Origin of the sequence: Segniliparus rugosus ATCC BAA-974 (genome assembly GCF_000185725.2) — a bacterium.
In the GTDB taxonomy this organism is placed as follows: domain Bacteria; phylum Actinomycetota; class Actinomycetes; order Mycobacteriales; family Mycobacteriaceae; genus Segniliparus; species Segniliparus rugosus.
Genome location: NZ_KI391954.1, coordinates 573,264 through 591,711, shown reverse-complemented (window position 1 = coordinate 591,711; position 18,448 = coordinate 573,264). Strand labels below are relative to the sequence as shown.

The 18,448-nt window shown below is 68.8% G+C and carries 17 protein-coding genes and 1 pseudogene; 6 read left to right on the top strand and 12 right to left on the bottom strand.

Features of this window, described 5'->3' with window-relative positions:
• Positions 1–90 precede the first annotated feature (90 nt).
• Positions 91–354 (bottom strand): GTP-binding protein, encoded by a 264-nt coding sequence (locus tag HMPREF9336_RS18000; RefSeq protein ID WP_156920410.1) that lies wholly within the window; start codon positions 352–354, stop codon positions 91–93.
• 89 nt (positions 355–443) lie between these two features.
• Between HMPREF9336_RS18000 and HMPREF9336_RS12665 the strand changes: the two genes are divergently transcribed.
• A complete protein-coding gene (locus tag HMPREF9336_RS12665; RefSeq protein ID WP_007467612.1) occupies positions 444–2,363 on the top strand; it encodes a glycoside hydrolase family 15 protein in 1,920 nt (639 codons plus the stop codon).
• Positions 2,364–2,519: 156 nt separating this feature from the next.
• Positions 2,520–2,849 carry a hypothetical protein gene (locus HMPREF9336_RS12660; RefSeq protein WP_007467604.1) on the top strand — a complete coding sequence of 110 codons (330 nt, stop codon included), beginning with the start codon at positions 2,520–2,522 and terminating at the stop codon, positions 2,847–2,849.
• Position 2,850: 1 nt separating this feature from the next.
• Here the strand turns inward: HMPREF9336_RS12660 and HMPREF9336_RS12655 are convergent, their stop codons facing one another.
• A complete protein-coding gene (locus HMPREF9336_RS12655) occupies positions 2,851–3,423 on the bottom strand; it encodes an HD domain-containing protein (RefSeq protein ID WP_021030632.1) in 573 nt (190 codons plus the stop codon).
• A 411-nt stretch (positions 3,424–3,834) separates the two neighbouring features.
• On the opposite strand from HMPREF9336_RS12655, the gene HMPREF9336_RS12650 reads away from it, so the two are divergent.
• Entirely contained in the window at positions 3,835–4,104 is a 270-nt protein-coding gene (locus tag HMPREF9336_RS12650; protein WP_021030631.1) for a hypothetical protein, read from the top strand.
• Positions 4,105–4,372: 268 nt separating this feature from the next.
• On the opposite strand, the gene HMPREF9336_RS12645 is transcribed toward HMPREF9336_RS12650, so the two are convergent.
• From HMPREF9336_RS12645 to HMPREF9336_RS12610, 8 genes are all read right to left on the bottom strand, one after another.
• Positions 4,373–5,767 (bottom strand): acyl-CoA synthetase, encoded by a 1,395-nt coding sequence (locus HMPREF9336_RS12645; RefSeq protein ID WP_007467587.1) that lies wholly within the window; start codon positions 5,765–5,767, stop codon positions 4,373–4,375.
• Entirely contained in the window at positions 5,764–6,882 is a 1,119-nt protein-coding gene (gene dapC, locus HMPREF9336_RS12640; RefSeq protein WP_007467585.1) for a succinyldiaminopimelate transaminase, read from the bottom strand. Before dapC ends, HMPREF9336_RS12645 begins: the two co-directional genes overlap by 4 nt.
• Before the next feature lie 117 nt (positions 6,883–6,999).
• A complete protein-coding gene (fdxA, locus tag HMPREF9336_RS12635; protein WP_007467577.1) occupies positions 7,000–7,326 on the bottom strand; it encodes a ferredoxin in 327 nt (108 codons plus the stop codon).
• Positions 7,327–7,431: 105 nt separating this feature from the next.
• Complete coding sequence (gene fdxA, locus HMPREF9336_RS12630) at positions 7,432–7,770, bottom strand: ferredoxin (protein ID WP_007467576.1); 339 nt, start codon at positions 7,768–7,770, stop codon at positions 7,432–7,434.
• Positions 7,771–7,908: 138 nt separating this feature from the next.
• The gene (locus HMPREF9336_RS12625) at positions 7,909–10,455 is read right to left on the bottom strand and encodes a bifunctional FO biosynthesis protein CofGH (protein WP_244431694.1); all 2,547 of its coding nucleotides are present in this window, start codon (positions 10,453–10,455) and stop codon (positions 7,909–7,911) included.
• A 50-nt stretch (positions 10,456–10,505) separates the two neighbouring features.
• Positions 10,506–10,892 carry a hypothetical protein gene (locus HMPREF9336_RS12620; protein WP_007467573.1) on the bottom strand — a complete coding sequence of 129 codons (387 nt, stop codon included), beginning with the start codon at positions 10,890–10,892 and terminating at the stop codon, positions 10,506–10,508.
• Positions 10,885–11,820: an N-acetyl-1-D-myo-inositol-2-amino-2-deoxy-alpha-D-glucopyranoside deacetylase gene (mshB, locus tag HMPREF9336_RS12615; protein ID WP_040585589.1), complete on the bottom strand. Its 936-nt coding sequence runs from the start codon at positions 11,818–11,820 to the stop codon at positions 10,885–10,887. The genes HMPREF9336_RS12620 and mshB overlap by 8 nt, the downstream gene beginning before the upstream one ends.
• Positions 11,805–13,511 (bottom strand): ABC transporter family substrate-binding protein, encoded by a 1,707-nt coding sequence (locus tag HMPREF9336_RS12610; protein ID WP_021030628.1) that lies wholly within the window; start codon positions 13,509–13,511, stop codon positions 11,805–11,807. Before HMPREF9336_RS12610 ends, mshB begins: the two co-directional genes overlap by 16 nt.
• Positions 13,512–13,727: 216 nt before the next feature.
• Here HMPREF9336_RS12610 and HMPREF9336_RS12605 point away from each other — a divergent pair, with 216 nt between their 5' ends.
• Both HMPREF9336_RS12605 and HMPREF9336_RS19215 read left to right on the top strand, forming a co-directional pair.
• Complete coding sequence (locus tag HMPREF9336_RS12605; protein ID WP_021030627.1) at positions 13,728–14,723, top strand: Rv1157c family protein; 996 nt, start codon at positions 13,728–13,730, stop codon at positions 14,721–14,723.
• A gap of 181 nt (positions 14,724–14,904) precedes the next feature.
• Complete coding sequence (locus tag HMPREF9336_RS19215; protein ID WP_021030626.1) at positions 14,905–15,039, top strand: hypothetical protein; 135 nt, start codon at positions 14,905–14,907, stop codon at positions 15,037–15,039.
• 9 nt (positions 15,040–15,048) lie between these two features.
• On the opposite strand, the gene HMPREF9336_RS19210 is transcribed toward HMPREF9336_RS19215, so the two are convergent.
• Complete coding sequence (locus HMPREF9336_RS19210) at positions 15,049–16,413, bottom strand: M13-type metalloendopeptidase (protein ID WP_280110267.1); 1,365 nt, start codon at positions 16,411–16,413, stop codon at positions 15,049–15,051.
• A gap of 32 nt (positions 16,414–16,445) precedes the next feature.
• Positions 16,446–17,099, bottom strand: a pseudogene (locus HMPREF9336_RS19205) (hypothetical protein); the annotation flags it as partial.
• A gap of 70 nt (positions 17,100–17,169) precedes the next feature.
• Between HMPREF9336_RS19205 and HMPREF9336_RS17580 the strand changes: the two are divergent.
• Positions 17,170–18,447, top strand: coding sequence for a hypothetical protein (locus HMPREF9336_RS17580; RefSeq protein ID WP_007467555.1), 1,278 nt, complete (start codon positions 17,170–17,172; stop codon positions 18,445–18,447).
• The last annotated feature ends 1 nt before the right edge of the window (position 18,448 follow it).

Sequence of the window (18,448 nt, the reverse complement as noted above, 5' to 3'; positions counted from 1 at the left end):
GGGACAGTCGTCGGCCGCGTCGGCCGGCTGGGTCCTCGCATGAGCGAAGAGAGTAACGGCACTCTGGCCGTGTTCTGACCAACGCGCGGTTCACCGCGTCATCCAGCCGAGCAGCACAAGCACGAGCAGTATCACAAGAGCCCAGGTCACCCATGATTTCGGGAGTGCCGGTTTACCGGAATCAGACAACTTCCGCCCTCTAATCTGACCGCTTGAAATAACCCGGTCGAGCGCTCCTGCCGTCAACCACGCCAATGGGATCACCACGGCCAGCATCAAAACCACTTGCGGCACAAACCCTTGCCCGGCAACCCAGAGCTCGACTCCATCCCACCATCGCAGGACTTGCTCCATGCCCGCCACTGTACTGCACCGCCGAAGCCGAGGGCCTGCCCGCGTGGTCCCGGCGAGCGTGGCTCCGCCAGACGCGCTAGGCTGCAAAAGTGTCGACCACCCGTAATCCGTTCCCGTTGATCGGGGACTACGCGTTCCTCTCCGACTGCGAAACGAACTGCCTGATCTCGCCCAGCGGCTCGGTGGAGTGGATGTGCGTGCCCAGGCCCGACTCGCCGAGCGTCTTCGGCTCGATTTTGGACCGTTCCGCCGGGCATTTCCATCTCGGCCCGTACGGGGTGAAGGCTCCCGCCGCGCGGCGTTACCTGCCCGGCAGCCTCATCGTCGAGACCACGTGGCAGACCTCCACCGGCTGGATCGTCGTGCGCGACGCGCTGGTGATGGGGCGCTGGCACGACATCGAGGAGCGCTCGCGGACCCATCGGCGCACGCCGACCGACTGGGACGCCGAGCACATCCTCCTGCGCACCGTCAAATGCGTGAGCGGGACCGTCGAGATCTCCCTGAGCTGCGAGCCTTCCTTCGACTACCACCGCGACCCCGCCTCCTGGGAGTACACCAGCGACACCTACAACCAGGCCAAGGCGGTAGCCTCGGGGAACCAGGAGAAAAACCCCGAGCTGACGCTCACCACGAACCTCATGCTGGGCTTGGAGGGCCGCGAGGCGCGGGCGAGGACCAGGCTCACCGAGGGCGACAATATCTTCGTCGCGCTGTCCTGGTCGAAGCAGCCCGCTCCCACCTCATGGGACGAGGCCTCCGAGAAGATGTGGGCGACCACGGAGTGCTGGCGGCAGTGGATCAACGAGGGCTCGTTCCCTGACCATCCCTGGCGCGGCTACCTGCAGCGCAGCGCGCTCGCCCTCAAGGGCCTCACCTACTCCCCCACCGGCGCGCTCCTCGCCGCCGCCACCACCTCCCTGCCGGAGAGCCCCGGCGGCACCAGGAACTGGGACTACCGCTACAGCTGGGTGCGCGACTCCTCGTTCGCGCTCTGGGGCCTGTACACCCTTGGCCTGGACCGGGAGGCGAACGACTTCTTCGCGTTCATCGCCGACGTGTCCGGCGCGAACAACGGCCAGCGCCACCCGCTGCAAGTGATGTACGGGGTCGGTGGCGAGCGGACGTTGGACGAGTTCGAGCTCGACCACCTTTCCGGCCACGGCGGGGCCCGGCCGGTCCGGGTCGGCAACGCCGCCTACGAGCAGTCCCAGCACGACATCTGGGGGACGCTCCTCGACTCGGTGTACGTGCACGCGAAGTCCCGCGACCACGTCCCCTCCGCGCTCTGGGGCATGCTGCGCGAGCAGGTCGAGACCGCCGCGCGCAGTTGGCGCGAGCCGGACCGGGGCATTTGGGAGGTCCGGGGCGAGCCGAAGCACTTCACCTCCTCGAAGGTGATGTGCTGGGTGGCGCTTGACCGGGGCGCGAAGCTCGCCGAGCGGCTCGGCGAGGACGCCTACGCCCAGAAATGGTCCGACATCGCGGACGAGATCCGGGAAGACATTCTCGACCACGGCGTGGACGATCGAGGGGTGTTCGTGCAGCATTACGGCACCAAAGCCCTCGACGCCTCCTGCCTGTTGATCCCGCTGCTGCGCTTCCTCCCCGCAGACGACCCGAGGATCCGCGCCACGGTCATGGCCATCAACGACGAGCTCACCGAACAGGGCCTCGTGGTCCGCTACCGGCCAGAGGAGACCGACGACGGCTTCGCCGGCGAATGGGAAGGCTCGTTCACCATCTGCTCGTTCTGGCTCGTCTCCGCCTTGGTGGAGATCGGCGAGCTTGCCATGGCCAAGCACCTGTGCGAGCGCCTGCTCTCCTACGCGTCCCCGCTCCAGCTCTACGCCGAGGAGATCGACCCGGACACCGGCAGGCATTTGGGCAACTTCCCGCAGGCGTTCACCCACCTCGCGCTCATCAACGCCGTGATGCACGTGATCCGGGCGGAGGAGAACGACCAGCACGCGTCGACCTTCGTTCCGGTGAACGTGGGCATCCACTAAAGGTCCGAAGCCGCCCGAGCCCTTATCTGAGCCTGGTTTAGGACCAAGCTGAGAGCAAGCTGAACAAGGCCAAAAATACCCCTTAACCTGGGCATTTCATTTGACAACCCCCTTGTTTTCCGGCCATTCTGGTCGAGTAACAAGGAGGTTAAATAAGTGAATTACAAGAAAACCAGCGCACTCACCGGACTGCTCGTCGGCGCGACGGGACTGCTCATGCCGCTCAGCGAGGCGGGTGCGAACGGCCTGCCTCCGCCGGATCACTACTGCCCGATCACCGGCATCCCCGTGAACGGGAGCTGCACGCTCTCCGGCCCGACCCACATCCGGTTGGCCGACGAGCCCGGCAGAACTCCGGTGCGGCCGAGGAAGTACGACGCGAGCGGCGGGGTCAACAACGCGGGCAGCGGCACCGGCAACATGAGCCGAGGGACCGGCAATGCGGGAGTCCACGGCGGAGCGGCCAACAGCAACCGGGGCAGCTGAGTCAGGAGGAGGCGAGCAGGCGCAGTTCCTCGCCGAGGTTGCGCCGGGCTTGCTCTTCCCAACGCAACCTTGCGGCCTGTGTCCGATACATCGGGTCGTGAGCGAGAAGGGCGCGCAGCACCGCTGCGCGCCCTTCTCGGTACAAAGGCTCGGGGACGTGGCCGTACTCCCGGCGCACCGCCCTCGTGTATACGTCGTACTCCTCGGAGCCTCTGCCGAGCACGGCGAGATCGGCGTCGCTGAACGCCGCGCCGTTCGCGTCCCCCGGCTCGACGCGATGGTCCGAGGTGAGCAGCACCAAGCGGACCACTTCCGAGGCCAGCGGGCCTTGCCCCAGCATCTGCGCGGCGAGTTGGGCCGACCGCGCCTCGTTGTCGGAGGCTTGCGGGTCGTAGACCGCGTCGTGGAACCACGCGGCGAGCGCGGTCGGCTCCTTCTCGAAGCGCGCCCCGGCCCCCGCCAACTCGTCCAAAGCGCCGAGCACGGCATGAAGATGGCCGAGCGTGTGGTAGTGCCGATGCGGCTCGGACCACCGCGCGGTCAATTCGGCGCGCTGGCCGTCCGTCAGGCTCATCCCGGTATCGTAGCGTTCCGATTGACTCGCGGGATCTTCGCTCCGGGCCGTCCCGCCACCCCTTCGGCCCGGAGCGAAGACCGCTGCCGACCTGCCCATAAGCGCTCTGGGCCCTCCACCACAGAGCCCGACACCCCGCACATCCTCCACCCGGCCGACCCGGCCCTCATCCGGATCGGCCTCGCCAGATCGAGCGCCTCTCAGCAGGTTCATTATCTTTGACGCCGAAAACGTCCGAACGGTTCCATTTCACGGAAAATAATTTCAAGTATCGACAATTCCCCAGTTCAGAGTTATTTCGAGAGTCTCAATACAGGACGGCGGGGCCATGCAGTATGTTGATCATGCGTCGGGCGGCAACGCTGACTCGGGGCACAACGTTCACCAGGAACATCAAAGGAGATGGCCCTCATGAAAAAGATCGTCGCCACCGTCACCGCAGCCGGAGCCGTGTCGCTCGGCCTGCTCTTCCCCGCCGCCAGCCAGGCCGCCAAGGACAACTGCTCGCACAGCCTCCGTTCGGACGACGAGTGCGAGGTTCTCGTGGACTACTACTCGTACGACTTCTGCATGACCGGAGGCGAGCAAGACCTCAGCGAGGAAGATTTCCGAGGGTACCGCTACTTCGATTGCATCCAGACCGCGAACGGCTCCTGGCACATCCTGATGCACAACGGCTGATCCGGGAAGCAGCATGTCTTCGCCCCGGGCCGTCCCTTGACCCCCTCGGCCCGGAGCGAAGACCGCTGCCGACCTGCCTATAAGCGCTCCGGGCCCCCACCACAGAGCCCGACACCCCGCACATCCTCCACCCGGCCGCCCCGGCCCTCATCCGGGTCGGCCTCGCCAGATCGAGCGCCTCTCAACAGGTTCACTCAGTTGGACGCCAAAAACGCCCCAACGGTTCCACTTCGCCGAGGAAACTTTTCAGTATCCACAAAGTGGCAGGTCAGCGGAGGTCGCGCTTCAAAACTTTGCCCATGGGATTTCTCGGCAGCTCGGAGACGAACCGAATTTCCCTCGGGCGTTTGTGCGTCGAGAGCGAGGAGGCGACGAACGCCACCAGCTCCTGCGCCCCCACCCCGTCCGCGACCACCCATGCGACGATCCGCTGCCCCAGATCCTCGTCGGGAACGCCGACCACCGCGGCCTCCGCCACGGCGGGGTGGTCGAGCAATGCCGCCTCCACTTCGCCGGCTCCGATCCGGTAGCCGCCGGACTTGATGAGGTCCACGGACTCGCGGCCCACGATGCGGTGGAAGCCGTCCGGCCCGACGGTCGCGAGATCGCCGGTCGAGAACCAGCCGTCCCCGGCGAACGAAGCGCTGGTGGCTTCTGGTTTGCCCAAATACTCGCTGAAGAGCCATGGGGCGCGCACCTCCAGCCGTCCGACCGTCTCGCCGTCCTCGGCGACCGGCTCCCCGGACTCGGACCGCAGCCGGGTCTGGACCCCGCGAAGCGGCAGCCCCACCGAGCCGAGCCTGCGCTCGCCGCCTGCTCGCGTGGAGAGCGTGATGATAGTCTCGCTCATCCCGTAGCGCTCCACCGGGACTTGCCCGGCGGAATCGGCCAACGCTGCCGCGACCGGGATCGGCAACGGCGCGCTGCCGCTCACCAGCAGGCGCGCCCGCCCGAGCGCTCTCGCGTGTTCGGGCTCGCGCACGATCCTCGACCACACGGTCGGCACCGCGAACAGCATGGTGGCCGCGTGTTCTTTCGACGCGACCGCCTCCGCGTACGCCTGCGGGGTCGGGCGGACGGTGTGCGTCGAACCGCCGCCGAGCCGCAACGGCCCGAGCGTGCCGAGCACCAGGCCGTGCAGATGGAAGACCGGCAGGCCGTGGGCCACCGTGTCCTTGCCGGTCCACTCCCATGCCTCGGCGAGCGCGTCCAAACACCCGGCGAGCGCCCGGCGGGAGAGCACGACGCCCTTCGGCGGCCCGGTCGTGCCCGAGGTGTACAGCACCAGCGCGGGCGCGTCCGCCGGAGGCTCGGGAAGCGCGTGCCACGAGCGGGCGTGGACGGAAATCGGGATTCGCGGCAGGTCGGACTGATCCGGCGCGAAGCCGAGCCACGCGTCCGGTTCGCTGTCGGCGAGCACATGCGCGAGCTCCGCCGAACCGGAGTGCGGCGAGACGAGCACGACGGGCACGCCCGCGCGCAGCGCCCCGAGCACCGCGACCAAAGACCGCAGCTCGGGCGTGGCGAAGACCGCGACCCGGCGAGCGCCGAGGATCAGAACCCGCTCGGCGACTGCCGTCGCGGCGGCCAACAGGTCCGGGCCTTCCAGCGTCTCGTCGCCGACGCGCAGCCGCGCCCGGTCGAGGCCCGGCAGCAGGGTCATCGAGCCAGCCCGTCGGCGGCTGAGACAGAGCGCAGGCGCCGCACGACTGCCGCGATATCCTCGTCCGTCGCGGTCAACGCCACCCGGACGTGCCGCTCGCCGTCGGGCCCGTAGAACGAGCCCGGCGCGACGAGCACGCCGCGCTCGGCGAACCAGCCGACAGTCGCCTCAGCGGGCTCTTCCCGAGTCGCCCAGAGGTACAGCCCGCCCTCGGAGTGGTCGACCCGGAACCCCGCCTGCTCCAACGCAGGGCGGAGCGCCTGACGGCGGGCCAGGTACCGCTCGCGCTGCGCGTCCAGCTCCACCACGTCGTGCAACGCGGCGGCGACGGCGGCCTGCACCGGGTCCGGCACGATCATCCCCGCGTGGCGGCGCAGTCCGAGCAGGTCGCGGACGACGGCCGAGTCTCCCGCGATGTACCCGGCCCGGTAGCCAGCCAGGTTCGCGATCTTCGAGAGCGAATGCACGGCGATCACGCCGACCGGCTCGTCGCCCGCCACGCTCGGGTGCAATGCGGAGACCGCTTCCCCCTCCCACGCGAAGCGCAGATAGCATTCGTCGGAGACGAGAGTGGTGCCGTTCGCCCTGGTCCAGGCCAGGATCTCGGTCAACAAAGCGGGCGAAGCCACCGCGCCGTGCGGATTCGCCGGGGAGTTCAAAAACCACAGCACGGGCGGCTTTGCGAGCGGCGGCAGCTCGTCAGGGTGGTCTGCCCGCACCGCCTCTGCCCGCGCGAGCCGCGCCGCGACCTCGTACGTCGGGTAGGCCAAACGCGGGATCACCACCGTGTCGCCCTCTCGCGCGCCGAGCAACAACGGCAGCCACGCGATGGCCTCTTTCGCCCCGATCACCGGGAGCACATCGCTGACCGCCAGATCGAAGTCGCGCGCCGCGGCGGAGACGATCGCCTTGCGAAGCTCGCCCGTGCCCGCCGTTGCCGGGTATCCGTGCGCGTCCGAGGCGGCGGCCAGGGCCGCGCGCGCCGAAGACGCGACCGGGTCCGCAGGAGAACCGACCGAGAGATCGACGAACCCGTCCGGATGCGCCTTGGCCAGCGCTTTCGCGTCGGCGAGGGAATCCCACGGAAAATCGGGCAAATCAAATCCGGGGCTCAAACGGCGATCTCCTTCGTTGCTCCTCACCTCGCGTACCCACACCGCCTCCGTACGCGTCGGCTCGGTGCGCCTTTGGATCTTATCCGTTTGATTCTCCGGATCGCACCGTTGCTTCCATTATTCGTGGGAGGACTTTTGCGGCAAAGACTTCACGTACTCCGCGTCGTGCGGGGTCTTGCCCACCTTCGCAGCACCGCCCGGCGACCCAAGCTCGTCGAAGAACTCCGCGTTCGCGGTCACGAACGGGGTCCACTCGTCGGGCACGTCGTCCTCATAAAAGATCGCCTCGACCGGGCAGACCGGCTCGCACGCGCCGCAGTCCACGCACTCGTCCGGGTGGATGTACAGCATCCGATCACCTTCGTAAATGCAATCGACAGGGCACTCTTCGATGCATGCTTTGTCGAGCACGTCCACGCACGGCTCAGCGATGACATACGTCACTGGGCACTCCTTTATGCTTTCTCCAGGGCTGGTGAAGTTCTGTCAGTGTACTCTCCGACACTGGCGCTCTCGAACAAGACCAACCCGCAGAGGCGCGCGCGGCGGTCACACCCGCTTCGGCAGCGCCGCCACATACGGCGCGTCGTGGTCGATCACGCCGAGGGCGGTCCCGTTCCCCGAGTACGACCCGGGCTCCGGCAAACCGGGGATATCCTTGAAGAACTCCGCGTTCGCTTGCCGGAACGCGCTCCAGCCCTCCGGCACGTCGTCCTCGAAGTAGATCGCCTCGACCGGGCAGACCGGCTCGCACGCGCCGCAGTCGATGCACAAATCGGGGTTGATGTAGACCATCCGATTGCCCGTGTACATGCAATCGACCGGGCACTCTTCGAGACAAGACCGGTCGAGCACATCCACGCATGGTTCGGCGACGACAAATGCCATCCGGCGCTCCTTTCTCGACATTGCCTGAGATTTTCCCGGATTTTACCAACGCGGCAACGGCAAACCAAGCAACCGAGGCGCGGAAAGACGGCCCCTCGGGAAATGAGGACATATGTCCCGGCCGACGAGGGCCGAAGGTCAGGCCAACGGGGCCAAGGGCGCTTGCCGGACCTCGTAGAGCGTCCCCCGCTGGCGGACCGGCCTGCCGATCCCCTCGGCGATGGCCCGCAGCTCCGCGACGGTCTTCGCGGAGCCGTGCTCGGAGCCTGCCATGCGCGAGATCGTCTCCTCCATGAGCGTGCCGCCGAGGTCGTTCGCCCCGCCCTGCAGCATCGCCTGCGAACCGGCGAGGCCGAGCTTCACCCAGCTCACTTGGATGTTGTCGATCCTGCCGTGCAGCATCACTCGGGCGAGGGCGTGCACCGCGCGGTTGTCCCGCTGGGTCGGACCGGGCCGCGCGGCCCCCGCAAGGTACAACGGCGCGCTCTGATGGACGAACGGCAGCGGCACGAATTCGGTGAACCCGCCGGTGCGGTCCTGGATCTGCTGCAGCACCCGCAGATGCGAGACCCAGTGCCGGGGCGCGTCGACGTGCCCGTACATCATCGTGGAGCTGGACCGGATCCCGACCTCGTGCGCGGTGGTGATCACGTCGATCCAGCTCTTCGTCGGCAGCTTGCCCTTGGTGAGCACCCAGCGCACCTCGTCGTCGAGGATCTCGGCGGCGGTGCCGGGGATCGTGTCCAGACCGGCCTCTTTGAGCGCGATGAGCCATTCCCGCAGGGAAACTCCCGCCCGAGCCGCGCCGTTGACGATCTCCATCGGCGAGAAGGCGTGCACGTGCATCGACGGCACCCTGGCTTTCACCGCTTTCACCAGGTCGAGGTAGCCGCTCGCGGGCAGCTCCGGGTCGATGCCGCCCTGCATGCAGACCTCGGTCGCCCCGACCACATACGCCTCCCACGCCCGGTCCGCCACCTCGTCAAGGGAAAGCGTGTACGCGTCCGCGTCGCCTTTGCGCTGGGCGAACGCGCAGAACCGGCAGCCGGTGTAGCAGATGTTCGTGAAATTGATGTTCCGGTTGACGATGTAGGTGACGTCGTCGCCGACCGCCTCCCGGCGCAGGTCGTCGGCGAGCGAGGCCAGGGCTTCGAGCCCCGACCCGTCCGCGGTCGCGAGCGCGAGGCACTGCTCGTCGGTGAGCGCCCGCGCGTCCCGCTCGGCCTGTTTGAGCGCTGCGATCAGGCCGGCGTCACCGCCGGAGGCGCGGAGGCCTCGCCCTCGCGAAGCGGGCGAGTCGTTGTTTCCGGGCGTGGCGGCCAACGACCGCGCGGCTTCGCGCACCGTCTCCCAGTCGCCGAACGCCTGGTCCATATCGCTGCGATGGTCGGTGCTGCGCCCGCTTTCGTCGATCCCGGCGTGCAGGTCGGTCCGGCCGCTGGACTCCCACTCCGGGTCCGGCTCCTGCCACGGCAGGCCGACCGGCCTCGCGTCCGCGTTCGCGAGCCCCGTCTTAGGGTCCATGAGCGCCCGCACGTGCGGGATGAGCCTCGGATCCACCCATGCCGCAGGCGAGAGAAGGTATTTCGGATGCGCGGTGAGGCGCTCGACCAACGTGAATCCGGCCTCAGCGGTGATCGCCGCGAGCGTGTCAAGGTGCGGCCACGGCCGTTCGGGGTTGACGTGGTCCGGGGTGAGCGGGGAGACTCCGCCCCAGTCGTCGACCCCAGCCGCGAGCAGGCGCAGGCATTCCCCTGCCGAGACCAAGTTCGGCGGGGCTTGGATGCGCGCCGACGGGCCGAGGACCACGCGCGTGGTCGCGATGGTCGCCAGGAACTCCTCGAACTCCGCGTCCGGGGTCGCGCGCATCGCCGTGTCCGGTTTCGCGCGGAAGTTCTGCACAATCACCTCTTGGACGTGGCCGTACGCCTTCGACAGGCGGCGCAGGTCCAGGATGGTCAGCGCGCGCTCGGCCAGCGACTCCCCGATCCCCACCAGAAGGCCGGTGGTGAAGGGGATGTTCAACCGCCCAGCTTCGGTGATGACTTGGAGCCTGACCTCGGGGTCTTTGTCCGGGCTGCCGAAGTGCGCCTGGCCTTTCTCGGTGAACAGGCGCTGGGAGGAGGTTTCCAGCATCATCCCCATCGACGGGGCCACCGGCTTGAGGCGGGCCATCTCCTCCCAGCTCATCACGCCGGGGTTCAGGTGCGGCAGCAGGCCCGTCTCCTCCAGCACGCGGATCGACATGGCCCGCACGTAGGCGAGCGTGGAGTCGTAGCCCCGCTCGTCGAGCCACTGCCGCGCCTGTGGCCAGCGGTCCTCCGGGCGGTCGCCGAGGGTGAACAACGCCTCTTTGCAGCCGAGCTCCGCGCCCTGGCGCGCGATGGCGAGCACTTCGTCCGGCTCCAAATACAAGCCCTGGCCCGCTTCGCGCAGCTTGGCGGGGCTGGTGACGAACGTGCAGTAGTGGCAGCGGTCCCGGCAGAGCCGGGTCAATGGGATGAAGACTTTCCGCGAGTAGGTGACGATCCCCCCTCGCCCCTCGGCCGCCAACCCGGCGTCCCGGACCCGGCTCGCCGAACGGACGAGGTCTTCGAGGTCCTCCCCACGCGCCGCGAGCAAGACCTCGATCTCGTCCTGGTTGAGCGTCACTGCGTCCCTTGCTCTGCGCAGTGCTCGTCTCATGGCGGAAGCAGAAGCGGTCACACGGAGATACTACGCCGACCGCGCTGAGGTTATTCCCTCCTGAGGCGTCGTCTCGCGACGACGGCGGGGATCGCCCCTGCCGCCAGGAACAACGGGGCCCGCCAATCCGCAATCGCGAAGAGCAATATCCGGCTCCCGCCTGGTCCCGGCACAAGGCAAACCACGCAGACGAGCAACCAGACCGCCAGCGGGAGCAGCCCCGCCCTCGGCGAAGCCCAGGTGGCGGCCAGCGCGATCGCGACGTTGAGCGCGCCGCAGACCAGCGCGGTCACCGGGAACGGCCGCCCGTCCCACCATAGCGGCAGATAGAACGCGCCGACGAGCGCTTCGAAAGCGGAGAGGAGGCTGAGCGCCGCGAGCAGGACCGCGTTCCACGCGGTGAGGGCGCGACCGCCTGGCGCGGCGCGGTCAGACAACGACGACGCCCGCCAGCAGGTGGTCTTCCCTCGCATGGCCGCCGCCGCGCTGCGGGGCGGGCGCGCGGTGCTGCTGCGCCAACGCGAAGTGCTCCTCGCCGGGCACCGGGTTGAGCGCCTTGTTGGACAGGGCGAACGTCTCCAGCTCCGGGTGGACGGTGATCTGCGTGGCGTGCTCGGCCAGCGCGGCGAGTTTCGCGGAGCGGAACTCGCCGATGTCGAAGACCGTCGTGACCTCGTCGTCCTGCCACGGTTTGGCGACATCGGGGTCCACGACGTGGAACCCCTCGGGGATCGGCTGCGCGGCGAGCGCTTCGACCTCGGCCTTCCACATCGACCTGCCGACGCCCGCCCAGTACAGTTTCGCGATCTGCCACGAGGGGCCCAGCTCCCGATGCGCCTCGGCCGCCGCGATCTTGACCGCCTCGACGGCGATGCGGTTGGCGTGGACGTGGTCCCGGTGCCCGTATCCCCCGCCGGGGTCGTGGGTGACCACCACATGGGGCCGCGTCTCGCGGATCGTCTTCGCGGCGGCTCGGGACTGCTCGCCGAAATCGCCGGCCACGAACGCGCGCTGGTGCGTGTTCCGTCCGGCGGCCATGCCGGAGTCCCGCCATCTTCCCGCTCCGCCGAGGAAGTGTTGACCGATCACGGACCCCCGGCCCGGCGAGCCGAGCCGGTCCAGCGCGGCGCGCAGCTCCGCGATCCGCCATCCGCCGAGCTGGTCGGCGCGATCCGCCGCGAGTTCCCGCAGGGCGGGCGCGATGACCTCCCCTTCCTCGCCCAACGTGCAAGTCAGCACCGACACTTCGACGCCTTCGGCGGCGAGGCGCGCCATCGCGCCGCCGCAGAGAATCGTCTCGTCGTCCGGGTGCGCGAAAATGAAAAGCGCCCGAGCCCTGCCCTTGTCGTTCAATGCAGCTCCCAACTCGCAGCCCCTGCCATCGGTCCGACGACCGAGGGAGTTCCGAACGCGACGCCGCTGATCCCCGGCCCGGCGGCGAGCAAACCGGCGTCGCGCATGAGCGGCAGCTCCACGGCCAACGCCGTCAACCGGGGCAGTGCCTCGGCCTGCAATTCCGATGAGGACAGCCGGCCGCTGAGCGCCCGGAGGAAGTCGGCTTGCAGGTCCGGCAGGCACACGCCCGCGAGGTTGCGCACCCCCCCGACGCCGACCGGGTCCACCGAAGCCGAATCCCCTTGCTGCCCCGGCCGATCTGTCCGGTCCGGACAGCCGTAGCGGGAGTACAGCTCGGCGGCGAGGTCGCCGCCCGCCTCGGACCAGCCCACAATCGCCTGCGCTTTGTTCTCGCGCAGCGCCGAACCATAGAGTTCTTCCGGCGCGAACTGCGCGACGGAGGCGGCGACGCCGACCGACCGCCACTGGTCCGCCGCCGTGCTGGCGACCGCGAACGCCCGCGAGTCGTTCTGCTCCACCCCGATGACCATCGTGAACGGCTGCCCGTCCTTGCCGAGGATCGGCGGGGCCCCGGCTCCGGGCGGCAAACTCGCCGCGAGCGGGGCATATCCCTGCTGCAAGAGCTTCTCCCTCGCCTGGTCCGGCATGATCCGCTCCGGGGGCTCGGCGCCCTCGGCGGGCAGCGCCACCGCGTCCTGCGCGCCGATACGGGCGAGCAGGCCCTGGTCGAGCACGCCGAGCAGCGTCCGGCGCGTCTCCACATCGCGCAGCCGCGCGGCGCGGGCGTTGAGGGTGATGCTCAGCGCGGCCTGCCCTGCTTGGACTTCCGCGCGCACTTGTGGGACCGCCTGCAGCTGCGCGAGCACGGAGGCGCTGCCGTGCACGAGGACGAGCTGCGCCTCCTTGCTGCGCAGGGCCGCAGCGAGCTGCGTCCCCGAGCCCATCCGGCGCAGCAGGATCTTGTCCGCCCACGCGGGGGAATCCCAGTAGCGGTCGTTTCGGACCAGCTCCACTTCCTCTTTATTGCGGTCCATGTGCTCCACCCGGAAGCTGCCGCCCGCCACTGTGATCCCGTTCGCGAAGGCGCGGGGGAAACCGCCGAGGTCGTCCCGCCCGACATGGGCGGGCAGGAGGTTCGCGAACAGCTCCTGCCATCGCGGGTACTCGTCCCGGAAGACGACCGTGACCTCTTTCCCGCCGCTGCCGGAGCGGATCTCATCGATCAGCCCGTAGCCCGCCGGGGCGGCGACGCCGGGCTGGGTCGTCATTTGGCGCCACAAGTATTGGAAGTCCTCCGCCGCGATCGGCGCGCCGTCCGACCATTGCGCCTCGTCGCGCACCCGGTACCGGACGGTGAACGGGGCGTGGCTCACGACCTCCGCGACAGTGAGGAACGAGCGGTCCATATGCCAGACGACTCCGCCTGGCGCGGACGGGTCCGCGACCGGCCGGAACGGGCTCGGCAGCGTCAACGAGGCGACGGCGGCCGTGGCCTCGGAGAGGTCGGCGGCCAGATGCGGGTTGAAGCCGCCGTCGCCGACTCCGACCCCGTCCACCGCGACCACGACCGAGCGCGGGCCAGGCGGGGCGGCGCTCGGCGCGCTCGTGGACGAGCGCCCGTCGGCGGTCGAGTCGTAACAACCGGAGCCCCCGACGGCGAGCGCGAGCCCGAAGCCCAACGTCCGCACCGCTCGCCGCATAGGTGTCACTCTGCCTTCCTCGCTGCAGTCTCCATTCCGCCAAAAAACTCCCTGCAGTATCGCACGCGATCACCGTTTCACACGAGATGCGTCACGATTGCGTCACGTCACCCCAGGTCGGCGCGGAAATAGCAAAACGAGCCGACGATATGGGCGACCATGGCCCGAACGTCAATCACGCCACATCCGTCACACAGGCAACAGGAGACTCCCGTCATGTCGCAGCAGCGCGCACTTCCGCAGAAAATCGTGGCCAGCTCGAAAGGCCGCGCTGCCCGAACGCGCACCGCGCCGGGCTCTCGCGCTCCGCGCGCGTTCGCGGGCGCGCTGCTCGCGGCGGCGCTCATCGGACTCGCCCCCGCCTCGGCCGACCCCGAGATCGCCACGCTCGAGCCTGCCCCCGGAGTGCCGGTCGATCCGACCCCAGGAGCCCCGGTCTCCCTGTCCTCGCTCCCGCAGGGCCTGCCCGCGATCCCGCAGACACTCAACCAGGTGACCATCGACCCCCAGGTGATCCAGGCCGCCACCTCGTACATCCCCGCCCTCATCGGAGCCGTCTCGGAGCCCGGCGTGCGCGACGCCGCCCAGACCCAGCTGCTGCTCCAGCAGGTGGAGAACGTCCTCGGCCAGGCGAATCTTCCCCCGGAGTACCGGAACTCGATGTACCAGGCCGCGGCCATGCTCAGAGGCCAGGAGCCCCCGCCCGCCATGCCCGCGCCGCCCGCCCCCGGCCAGGACAACGCGCCAGGATCGCCCGCGCTCCCGGACGGGGACGAGTCAGCGCCGAAAATCCAGGAGTTCATGCTGCCGACAATCGGCATGAACTGCATCGAGGGCTCGGAGGGAGCCGGGAACGCCATCGGCAAGGCGCTGGTCACCGCCGGCCCGCAGGAGGCCCCGGCCCCCGGACCCAAGGAAGGCGAGGCGGGCTACGTCTTCACCGCCCTCGGCACCGGCCCCGCCGTGACCGACGAGGCGCATCCGCTCTCGGTGAACTGGTTCAACCTCGACACCGGGGTCAAGGGCCAGGCGATCCTGCTCCCCAACCCCGCGATCAACGCCACCACCGGCCCCGCCACGTTCACCGCGATCATCCCGACCGGCAAGGGCCGCGTCCTTTCCACGGTCTACGGCACGGTGACCGCGAAGACCCCCGAAGGCGACCAGCACTCCTGCACCATCACGCCGACCGTCGGCATGTCCCGGATCTGACCTCCGGGCCCGGCCTCGCCGCCGACGGGAGATCGCGGCGAACTCCTGCGCGACGAGCGCGGGCGGGAGCCACACGGCGAAGGCCCGCGCGCGGCACGCCATGTTACTGTCAGGTAACATGGCGGGAAAGGCCCCGCTCGTAGCGCGGCCGTCCCGTGAAGACGGTCTCAAGGAGGAGATCATGCGCGACCGAGAGAACAAAACGCCCTCGGATTCGGAGCGGACCGAGGGCCGCTCCCGATTCACCGTCGCCCGAGCCCTGCTGCTCGGCGCGCTCTCCTTCGGGTCGCTCGTCGGCGGCGAAGCCGCGGCCTGACGGGCTCGGTCACCAGATCGACACCAGCTGCGCGGCTGTGTGCGCCATCGGCGCGCCAGGTTCGCAGCCGAACGCTTGCGCGAAAGCCGGAACATTCGGGGCCACCCCGTCGACGCGGTATCGCTCCGGCGAGTGCGGGTCGCTCGCGAGACGCTCCAGAACGGCCTCCGCCCTGTCTTTGGCCCGCCACGACCTCGCGTACGCGAAGAAGAACCGTTGGGCGGGCGTGTAGCCCTCGATCTTCGTGCCTGCGAACGGACCAGGGCCGGGCTCGGCGGCGAGCGCGTCGAACGCGGTGAGCGCGCCGCCGAGGTCCGCGATATTCTCGCCGAGCGTGAGCCTGCCGTCCACGTGCGCGTCCGGATGATCCGGCAGCGGGGCGTAGGCGCTGTACTGGCCCACGAGTTTGCCGGTGCGGGCCTCGAACTCTTCGCGGTCTTCGTCGGTCCACCAGTTCGCCCGGTTGCCGTCCCCGTCGAACTGGCTGCCCTCGTCGTCGAAGGCATGGGTCATCTCGTGGCCGATGACCGCGCCGATCGCGCCGTAGTTGAGCGCCGGGTCTGCCTTCGGGTCGAAGTACGGCGACTGCAAGATCGCGGCGGGGAAGTTGATCGTGTTGTCCGTCGGCTCGTAGTAGGCGTTGATGGTCTGCGGGGTCATTTGCCATTCCTGCCGGTCGGTCGGCTTGCCGATCTTCGCCACCTGGTAGGCCTGCTCGAACGCTTCGGCCGCGCGGACGTCCGAGATCAGCCCCTTGCCGTCGAGCGTCAGGCCCGACCAGTCGCGCCAGCGGTCCGGATAGCCGATCTTCGGCAGGATCTTCCCGAGCTTGGCTTTCGCCTTCGCTTTGGTCTCGGGCCCCATCCAGTCCAGCCGGTCGATCCGCTCCCCCATCGCCGCGACGACCCTGCGCACCAGCGCGAGGACCGCGTCCTTGGCCTCCTTGGGGAACTTCGCCGCCACATACAGCTGTCCGAGGCCCTCGCCGAGATTGTCCTCCACGAGGGACAACGCGCGTTTGAACGCCGGCAACGGGGCCTTGGCCCCCGATTTGGCTTGGTCGAAGGCGAACCGCGAGTCGCGGAACGCCTTGGGCAGCGCGTCGCTGTAATGGTTCACGACATGGAAGGCCAGATACGCCTTCCACTGGTCGAGCGGCGCGGTCGCGAGCTGCTGGTCGAACGTCTGGAAGAACCGGGTCTGCGGCAGCGAGAAACCTCCTGCCGCGCTCGCCCGCTGGGCCGCGAAGAACGCCTGCCAGTCGAAATGCGGAGTGAGCCGTTGCGCCTCGTCCAGCGAGACGTATTTGAACTGGTTGTCCACCTCGCGCTGCTCGACCTCGGAGAGCGACGCCGCGGCGAACGCCGACTCCAGCGCGAGGAACGGTCCGAGGAGCGCTGCGCGGCGGCCTGGTCCTCGCCGAGCAGGCCGAACACCGTCCGCGCGTGCTCGCGATACGCGTCCAGCACCGGCTTGTACTGCGGATCGGTGTAATAGTCCTTCGACGGCAGGCCCAACGCCGCCTCGGACACGGCGGCGACCTGTTTGGCGGCGTCGCGGAAGTCGGCCGTCGCGGACAAGCGCAGCCCGATCCCGTCGCCCTCGGCCCCCAACTCGCGCAGGACCGCTGCGATGTCCTCGGGCGAAGCGACAGCGGCGATCCTGTCGAGCCGGTCCCTGAGCGGCGCGATCCCCGCCCGCTCGATGGCGGCCTCGTCCTCAGCCTCCTTGTAGAGCAGGCCGACTTTGTGCCGGACCGAGTTTTTGTCCGTCTCCCCTGCCGCGTCTTGCGCGAGCTTGCGCTCGAGCGCGAGATCGTCCTCGGCGAGCTTCGTGTCGATGCTCAACCAGCTCCGGTCGTCTGGAATCGGATGCGAGTCCAACCATTTCTTGTTCACGAAGCCAAAGAGCGAGTCGCACGCCTTGACCGCCCCGTCGAGCTCGGACACGTCGAACGCTTTCGCCTGATGCTCCGAGGCGGACTCGCCGCCCCCGGCGTGCGTGCATCCGGCCGCGAGCACCGCCGCACCGACCGTCGCGGCCCAACGGATCAATCTCATGGCAAATCCTCCTCGCCTCCCACCATAACCGCATGCCGCGCCGCCTCGCGGTCCGCTAGCATCGGCAGCCATGCTTCGTGGACAACTGAGGGCCTTCGCGTTCCGCTTTCTCTCCGCGTGGCTCTTGCTGTACTGGCAGGGCATCTGTCTGATCCTCACCCCGGTCGTCGGCGGCCAGCTGTACCGGACGTACTACGAGCCGATCTGGAACACGCCGACCAGATGGTTCGCCATGTACGCGCTGGGGATGGGCCATCCCGTCCCGAACCATCTCACCGAGGGCTCGGACACCCAGTACTACTGGACCCGCGATCTCCTCTTCGTCGTCCTCGCGCTCCTCGTCGCGCTCGTCTGGACGGCGTTGCGCCGCCAGCATCGGCCGGCCGGACGCGCCTGGGGTTGGCTTTGGCTCGCGATGCGGCTCGTGCTGGGCATGCAGATGTCCACCTACGGCGCGGCGAAGCTCTTCCCGGCCCAGATGTCCGAGCTTATGCCGAGCCAACTGCTCACCCGGATCGGCGACCAGACCCCCATGCAGGTGTTGTGGCATTCGATGAGCGCCGCGCCCTGGTACGAGTCCGCCACCGGGCTCGTCGAGCTTTCCAGCGGCATCCTCTTGGCGCTGCCGGGAGTCTGGACCATCGGAGCCGCGCTCGCCGTCATCGCCATGGGCCAGGTGACGCTGCTCGACCTCTTCTACGACGTGCCGGTGAAGCTGCATTGCACGCATTTGCTGGCGATGGCGGTGATCCTCCTTCTGCCCCACGCCTCCAGGCTCTGGGACGTGTTGGTGGCGAACCGCGCCACCCTGCCCCTGCCGAAGGTCTCGCTCACCGGAAAGCGGTCGTGGGACCGAGCCGTGGCCGCCGCGGCGGCGCTGATCGTCGCGGTGTTCGCGGCGGGGGCGCTCACCGCGTCGCGCGCCGCGTACTCCCTCTTCGGCCCGGACCGGCCGAAACCGCAGTTCTATGGGGCGTGGAAGGCGCGGGGGCCCGCAGCGGTCGGCTACTTCATCGTGGACGGCTACGACCCGGAGGCGCTGTTCGCCGGGGCCGACCTCCAGCACGCCGAAGTGAGCGTCGTCCTCGAACTCGCGGACGGCTCCGTCCAGCGCCTCGCCGCGGAAATCGACCGGCAGGGCCGACAGCTCGTCCTCACCGCGCCCAAACACCCAGGAACGCGGACCACACTGCGCTACGACGAGCTCGGCCCGGACCAGATCAAGCTCAGCGGCGAGTGCCTCGGACCGCCGTTCGAGCTGGTCTTCGACCGGGTCCGCCTCGACCAACTGCCGCTGGTCAAGGACCGAGGCGTCCACTGGGTGGACGAGGCTCCCGTGGAGGAGTGAG

Excerpts from the sequence above, each read along its gene's own strand:
- HMPREF9336_RS18000 (WP_156920410.1), bottom strand. The coding sequence starts at position 354 with ATGGAGCAAGTCCTGCGATGGTGGGATGGAGTCGAGCTCTGGGTTGCC.
- HMPREF9336_RS12655 (WP_021030632.1), bottom strand. The coding sequence starts at position 3,423 with ATGAGCCTGACGGACGGCCAGCGCGCCGAATTGACCGCGCGGTGGTCC.
- HMPREF9336_RS12650 (WP_021030631.1), top strand. The coding sequence starts at position 3,835 with ATGAAAAAGATCGTCGCCACCGTCACCGCAGCCGGAGCCGTGTCGCTC.
- HMPREF9336_RS12645 (WP_007467587.1), bottom strand. The coding sequence starts at position 5,767 with ATGACCCTGCTGCCGGGCCTCGACCGGGCGCGGCTGCGCGTCGGCGAC.
- fdxA (WP_007467576.1), bottom strand. The coding sequence starts at position 7,770 with ATGGCATTTGTCGTCGCCGAACCATGCGTGGATGTGCTCGACCGGTCT.
- HMPREF9336_RS12625 (WP_244431694.1), bottom strand. The coding sequence starts at position 10,455 with ATGAGACGAGCACTGCGCAGAGCAAGGGACGCAGTGACGCTCAACCAG.
- HMPREF9336_RS12610 (WP_021030628.1), bottom strand. The coding sequence starts at position 13,511 with ATGCGGCGAGCGGTGCGGACGTTGGGCTTCGGGCTCGCGCTCGCCGTC.
- HMPREF9336_RS12605 (WP_021030627.1), top strand. The coding sequence starts at position 13,728 with ATGTCGCAGCAGCGCGCACTTCCGCAGAAAATCGTGGCCAGCTCGAAA.
- HMPREF9336_RS19215 (WP_021030626.1), top strand. The coding sequence starts at position 14,905 with ATGCGCGACCGAGAGAACAAAACGCCCTCGGATTCGGAGCGGACCGAG.
- HMPREF9336_RS17580 (WP_007467555.1), top strand. The coding sequence starts at position 17,170 with ATGCTTCGTGGACAACTGAGGGCCTTCGCGTTCCGCTTTCTCTCCGCG.